This window comes from Streptomyces sp. NPDC040432 (assembly GCF_055595445.1).
Map to the genome: position 1 here is coordinate 1 of NZ_JBVIVP010000050.1, position 7,571 is coordinate 7,571.

Below are 7,571 nucleotides of genomic sequence, written 5' to 3' on the forward strand. Positions count from 1 at the left end.
ACCGCCTGCGCCCGCAACACCGCCACATCCAGATGCATCGGCACCAACACCGCCGCACCCATCACCATCGCGACGTCGAAGAGCGCAAGCCCCTCACCGGCGGCCAGGGCGGCGACGCCCTCGCGGGCGAGCCGGCGGAGGTTCGCCTCGTCGAGGGTCGACGCCATGCCGGCCGGACCATCGTCCTGAGGGGCCCACAGGCCCCAGGCCAGCGCAGTTGCCGGCAGACCCGCTGCCCGACGCTGCTCGGCCAGGGCCTCCAGGAAGGCGTTCGCCGCCGAGTAGTTCGCCTGACCGGCCGCACCGAACGCGGCAGCCGCACCCGAGAACAGGACGAACGCGTCCAGGTCCATGTCCCTGGTCAGCTCGTGCAGGTTCCAGGCCGCGTCCACCTTCGGCCGCAGGACCCTTGCCACCCGTTCCGGGGTCAGCGACGCCAGCAGGCCGTCGTCCAGGACTCCTGCGGTGTGCACCACGGCCGTCAGCGGGTGCTCGGCCGGTACGAGGTCCAACAGGGCGGCGAGCGCGTCACGGTCGGCGATGTCACAGGCCACAAGATCCACCTGGGCACCCAACCCTGCGAGCTCCGCCACCAGCTCGTCGGCACCCTCGGCGTCGGGACCCCGACGGCTGGTGAGCAGCAGACGCCGCACCCCGTACGCGGTCACGAGATGACGGGCGAACAACCGACCCAGGCTGCCCGTGGCACCGGTGACGAGCACCGTGCCGGATCCGGCTCCGAACCCGGACGGCATCTCGGTGATGCCGTCCGCCGACTGCACGCGCGTCAGGCGCGGCACGTTGACCACACCGTCCCGGACGGCGAGCTCAGGCTCATCGGAGGCGAGCGCGACCGCGATGCCCACCGCCGAGGTGCCCTCGACGTCCAGCATGACGAGCTGGCCGGGGTTTTCCGACTGTGCCGAACGCAGCAGGCCGCGCACCGCACCGGCCGCCAGGTCCCGCACACCCTCGCTGGCACCGACGGCCACCGCACCCGACGTCAACCACACCAGCCGGGTCCCCGCGAACCGATCGTCCGCCAACCACCCCTGCACCGTCTCCAGAGCCGCGTGCACCGCCGCGTGCACCGAACCGACCGTGTCGGCGGGGTCGCCGAGGGCGGACGGCTGTACGAACACCGCGTCCGGAACCGCTTCGCCTGCATCGAGCGCCGTGCCGAGCGCGGCGGTGTCGGCGTACTCGGTGACCTGTGCGCCCGAAGTGCCGAGCCCGAGCTCGTCCCGGCCGAGCACGGCCCAGCGAAGACCCGCGGCGGAAGCGTCGCCCGTGGGTGCGGGCACCCATTCGACGCGGAAGAGGGAGTCCACGTGGCTGCCCGCGGCGGCGTTGACCTGCTCGGCCGAAGCCGGCCGCAGCGTCAGCGACTCCACCGCCGCCACCGCCCGACCCGACTCGTCCGCGACCAACAACGCCAGCGTGTGCGGATCATCCGCGGACACCGGCGTCAACCGCATCCGCAACGCCGAAGCACCCGCAGCGAACAGCGACACCCCGGCCCACGAGAACGGCAGGCGCGCACCGATCTCCGCCGCAGCCGGGTCACCGTGGCCGATGGCGTGCAGACCGGCATCGAGCAGGGCCGGGTGCAGACCGAACCGCGCCGCGTCACGACGCCCGTCCTCCGGCAGCACCACCTCGGTGAACAACTCACCACCACGCCGCCAAGCCGCCTTCAAACCCTGGAACAGCGGCCCGTAGGCCATGCCGTCCCCTGCGAGTTCCTCGTACAGGCCGCTCACATCGACCGCGACGGCATCGACAGGCGGCCAGACCGCCAGCGCGTCGAAGCCGGCTGCCGCCTCCGACCGGGCACCAACGGCCAGCACACCGGACCCGTGGCGGATCCACGGCTCTCCCGCCAGTGCGTCCTGGTGCCGGGAGTACACGGCGAACGCCCGGTTGCCGGAGGCGTTCGGCGCGTCGACGGCGAGTTGCAGGTGCACCCCGCCGCGTTCGGGGAGGACGAGCGGGGCTTCCAGCGTCAGCTCCTCGACCACGTCGCATCCGACCTGGTCACCGGCGCGAACCGCAAGGTCGACGAAGGCCGTGCCCGGCAGCAGCACACCACCGTGGATCGTGTGGTCGGCGAGCCAGGCGTGGGTGTCGAGGGACAGCCGGCCGGCGAGCAGCACCCCGTCCGAGTCGGCCAGGGTGACCGCCGCGCCGAGCAGCGGATGGTCGGCGTCGCCGAAGCCGATGGCTGCCGGGTCCCCGGTCGCGTACGCCACCTCACTGGGCCAGAACCGTTGCCGCTGGAAGGCGTACGTCGGCAGGTCGACGCGTCGGGCGCCGGTGCCGGCGAAGAACGCCGACCAGTCCACGGCCACGCCGTGAACATGCGCCTGCGCGAGGGCCGTCGTGACGACCTGGACTTCGGAACGGTCCCGGCGGAGGACGGGCAGGAAGGTGGCGTCGTCCTGGGTGACGCATTCCTGGGCGAGGGCGGAGAGGATTCCGTCGGGGCCGAGTTCGAGGTAGGTGGTCACGCCGGCGGCTTCCAGGGCGCGGATGCCGTCGAGGAAGCGGACGGCTTCGCGGACGTGCCGGACCCAGAAGTCGGCCGTTCCCATCTCACCGTCGGTGATCAGGGCGCCGGTCAGGTTGGAGACGACCGGAATGGTGGGCGGGGTGAAGGTCAGGCCGTCGACCACCTTGCGGAAGTCGGCGAGCATGCCGTCCATGTGCGGCGAGTGGAACGCGTGGCTCACCGTGAGCCGCTTGGTCTTCCGGTCCGGGAGGGCCGCCACGACCGCAGCCGCCGCGTCCTCGTCACCCGCGATCACGACCGACTGCGGACCGTTGACCGCAGCGATGCTCACCCGCTCGGTCAGCAGCGGCAGAACCTCGTCCTCCGACGCCTGAACGGCGATCATCACGCCACCGGCCGGCAGCGCCTGCATCAACCGGCCGCGAGCCGCCACGAGCACGCAGGCATCGTCCAACGACAGAACACCCGCCGCGTGCGCGGCGGAGATCTCACCGATCGAATGCCCCGACACGAAGTCCGGCCGCACACCCCACGATTCGAGGAGACGGAACAGCGCCACCTCGACCGCGAACAACGCCGGCTGCGTGAACCGGGTCTCGTCCAGCAGAGCGGCATCCGACCCGAACAGCACATCCTTCAAAGGCAGTTCGAGCAGCCCGTCCATGCGGGCGCAGACGGCGTCCAACGCGTCCGCGAACACCGGGTGGGCGTCATACAGCTCCCGCCCCATCCCCAACCGCTGGCTCCCCTGCCCCGTGAACAGGAAGGCCACATCGCCACCCGAAACCGCGCCCTGGAGGAGCCCCGGCACTCGCTCTCCGGCTGCAAGGGCAGTCAGTCCGGTGAGGAATGCCGCCCGGTCCTCCGCGAGGACAACGGCTCGACGATCGAGCGTCGACCTGGACGTGGCCAAGGAGTAGGCCACATCGACGGGTTCGAGGTGTTCGTCGGACGCGATCCACGCCGCCAGCCGCTCGGCCTGCACGCGCAGAGCCGCGTCGCTCTTCGCCGACAGGACCCACGGCAGGCCCCCCGAACGGCCCTGCGGCAGAGGCGATGCCTCGGCCTCACCCTGGGCGTCCGGCGCCTGCTCGATGATCGTGTGGGCGTTGGTCCCGCTGAAACCGAACGAGGAAATACCCGCCCGCCGCGGACGACCGGTCTCCGGCCACTCCCGCCGCTCCATCAGCAACCGCACCTCACCCGCAGTCCAGTCGACGTGCGGGGTCGGCTCATCCACATGCAGCGTCTGCGGCAACACCCCGTGCTGCATCGCCAGAACCATCTTCATCACACCCGCCACACCGGCCGCGGCCTGCGTGTGCCCGATATTCGACTTGATCGACCCGAGCAACAACGGCTGCCCCTCGGCCCGCTCCTGGCCATACGTGGCAAGAAGCGCCTGCGCCTCGATCGGGTCCCCCAGCTTCGTGCCCGTACCGTGCGCCTCGACGGCGTCCACTTCGGCCGCCGACAGGCCGGCACCGGCCAACGCCGCACGGATCACCCGCTGCTGCGACGGCCCGTTCGGCGCCGTCAGACCATTGCTCGCACCGTCCTGATTGATCGCCGAACCACGCACCACCGCGAGGACTGGATGCCCGTTGCGGCGCGCGTCCGACAGCCGCTCCACGAGCAGCATGCCGACACCCTCACCCCAACCCGTACCATCCGCACCCGCCGCGAACGCCTTGATCCGACCATCCGCCGCAAGCCCACGCTGACGACTGAAATCGATGTACGCACCCGGCGACGACATCACCGTCACACCACCGGCCAGGGCGAGCGAGCACTCACCATTGCGCAGCGCCTGCACCGCCCAGTGCAACGCCACCAACGAAGCCGAGCACGCGGTATCCACCGTCACCGCCGGACCCTCAAGCCCGAACGCATACGAAAGACGGCCGGAGACCACACTCGCCGCGTTGCCCGTGCCGAGGAAGCCCTCGATTCCTTCGGGGATTACCTGAAACGTCGAGTCGTAGTCCTGGCCGTTGGTGCCGACGAAGACACCCGCCTGGGTTCCACGCACCGCGGCCGGGTCGATACCGGCCCGCTCGAACGCCTCCCACGTCGTCTCCAACAACAACCGCTGCTGCGGATCCATCGCAAGAGCCTCACGCGGCGAAATACCGAAGAAGTCCGCATCGAACTCCGCAGCGTCATACAGGAACCCGCCCTCACGGGCATAGAACGTCCCCTGCTGATCAGGATCCGCACTGTAAAGACGACCCAGATCCCAACCACGATCGACGGGGAACTCACCGATGGCGTCACCACCACTCGACAACAACCGCCAAAGATCCTCCGGAGTACGCACCCCACCCGGGAAACGGCAACTCATCGCCACGATCGCGATCGGATCATCGTCAACAGCCCTGCCGACGACAGCCACGGGACCCGCGATGTCCACCTGAGAACCGAGGAGTTCGTCCCGCAGGAACCGGGTCAGGGCCGAAGCCGTCGGATAGTCGAAGATCAACGTCGCGGGCAAGGTCACACCCGTCGCCGCACCCAGACGGTTGCGCAACTCGACGGCGGTGAGCGAGTCGAAGCCGAGCTCCTTGAAGGCACGCTCCGCACCCACCGCCTCCGAACCGTCATGGCCCAAAACCGCCGCGACCTGAGCACGGACCAGCCCGAGCAACTCACGCTCCAGCTCGACCGCACCAAGACCGGCGAACTTCCCGACCGACGCCACAGTGTCCTCGGCGCGCGCGGCAGGTCCGGCGGGCCGGGTCTCCGGCAGATCGGCGAACAGCGTGCTGGGGCGTACGACGGTGAAGGCCGGCCCGAAGCGGTCCCAGTCCACGTCCGCGACCAGCAGAGCCGCGTCGGTCGAACCGGACACGCTCTGTCGCAGCACGGCCATGGCCGTCTCCGGCGCCATCGGCGGCAGACCCTCCCGGCGCATCCGGGCGTCCATCGCCTCGTCGGCGGCCATGCCGCCGTCGGCCCAGGGACCCCAGGCCAGGGAAGTCGCCACCAGACCGGAAGCACGACGCTGCTCTGCCAAAGCATCCAGGTACGCGTTGGCAGCGGCGTAATTGCCCTGTCCGGCAGCACCGACGGTCCCGCTCATCGAGGAGAACAGAACGAACGCCGACAGCTCGATACCGAGCTCGACCGTCAACTCGTGCAGGTTGAACGCGGAGACCGCCTTGGCCCGCAGCACGCTCTCGAACCGCTCCGGCGTCAACGCATCCAGAACGCCATCGTCCAGAATCCCCGCGGTGTGGATCACCGCGGTCAGCGTCTCCGCCTCCGCCGCGAGCAGGGCACGCAGCGCGTCCCGGTCGGCGGCGTCACACGCCACCACCGAAGCCTCCACACCCAACCCCGACAGCTCCGCCACCAACTCGGCCGCACCGGGCGCATCCGCACCCCGCCGGCTGGTCAGCACCAGACGCTCCGCGCCGGCCTCGGCCAGCCAGCGCGCGACCCGGCCGCCCAGAGCACCCGTACCACCGGTCACCAGAACCGTCCCGGACGGAACCCAGGAACCCGCATCACCTGCGGCAGCCCGGACCAGACGACGCCCGAACACACCGGAGGAACGAACCGCGACCTGATCCTCACCGGTGGCGCCACCAGCCAGCACACCGGCCAGCCGGCCCATGGCCCGCTCGTCCCACACCTCGGGAAGATCAACCAGACCACCCCAACGCTCAGGAACCTCCAACGCCGCAACCCGACCCAGACCCCACACCTGCGCCTGAACCGGCGAAACAAGCCGATCCGAACGACCCACACTCACCGCACCCCGGGTCACGCACCACAACGGCGCCCCCACCCCGGCATCACCCAGCGCCTGCATCAAAGCCGCAGTGGAAATCACCCCGCTGGCATCGTCCAGCGCGAGCAGCGACACCACACCACCCACAGCCCCGAGACCCGACAACAGGTCGGCCGACGCAGCACGATCAACACCGGGCTCGATCACGATCCGGCGGACTTCGGCACCAGCACCGGCGAGCGCGCCGACCACGTTCGTGTCATCGACACCCCCGGGGGACGTCACAACCAGCCAGGTACCCGACAGCCGTACCCCGGCGCCGGCATCCGTCAGCGGCTTCCATGACACCCGGTATCGCCAGCGGTCCACCTCGGACTGGGTCCGGAGGTTGCGCCGCCAAGCCGACAGGCCGGGCAGAACCGAGCTCCACGCCCCCTGGTCGTCCATGTCCAGCGTGTCGGCGAGCGACTCTAGGTCCTCGCGCTCCACCGCGTCCCAGAAGCGGGAATCCAGGTCGGAGCCGGCGCCGCTGCGCGCCGCGCCCGTGAGCTGCAGCCAGTAGCGCTGTCGCTGGAACGCGTACGTCGGCAGTTCCACGCTCCGGGCACCCGTACCGGCGAAGAACTTCGACCAGTCCACGTCCAGGCCCCGCAGGTGTGCCTGGGTCAGCGAGGCGACGACCGTCTCGGTCTCGGGGCGCCCGTTGCGCAGAGCGGGAACGAAGGCGACACCCTCACTCCCGGTCACGCAGTTCTGGGCCATGGCCGAGAGCACGCCACCCGGGCCCAGTTCGACGTACGTCGTCACACCCGCCGCCTCCAGGGCGCGTACGCCGTCGAGGAAGCGGACGGCCTCGCGGACGTGCCGCACCCAGAAGTCCGCCGAACCCATCTCACTGCCGGTGACCAGGGCACCGGTCAGGTTCGACACGACCGGAATGCGCGGAGCGGCGAAGGACAGCCCCTCCACGACCCGGCGGAACTCGTCGAGCATGGCGTCCATGTGCGGCGAGTGGAACGCATGGCTGACGGTGAGGCGCTTGCTCTTCCGCTCACCGAGGGACTCCACCACCGCAAGAGCGGCATCCTCGTCACCCGCGATCACGACCGACTGCGGACCGTTCACCGCAGCGATGCTCACCCGATCCGTCAGCAGCGGCAGAACCTCCGCCTCCGACGCCTGAACGGCGATCATCACGCCGCCCGCGGGCAGCGCCTGCATCAGGCGACCACGCGCTGCGACGAGCGTGCACGCGTCCTCCAGGGAGAACACGCCCGCGACGTGCGCGGCGGCGATCTCGCCGATCGAGTGCCCGGACAGGAC

General features: G+C 70.3%; 1 protein-coding gene. It reads right to left on the minus strand.

What is annotated here, in order from left to right; translation table 11 throughout:
- Nucleotides 1–7,571 (minus strand): SDR family NAD(P)-dependent oxidoreductase (locus ACZ58N_RS38630; RefSeq protein WP_471170284.1); only part of this gene is annotated, 7,571 nt, incomplete at both ends.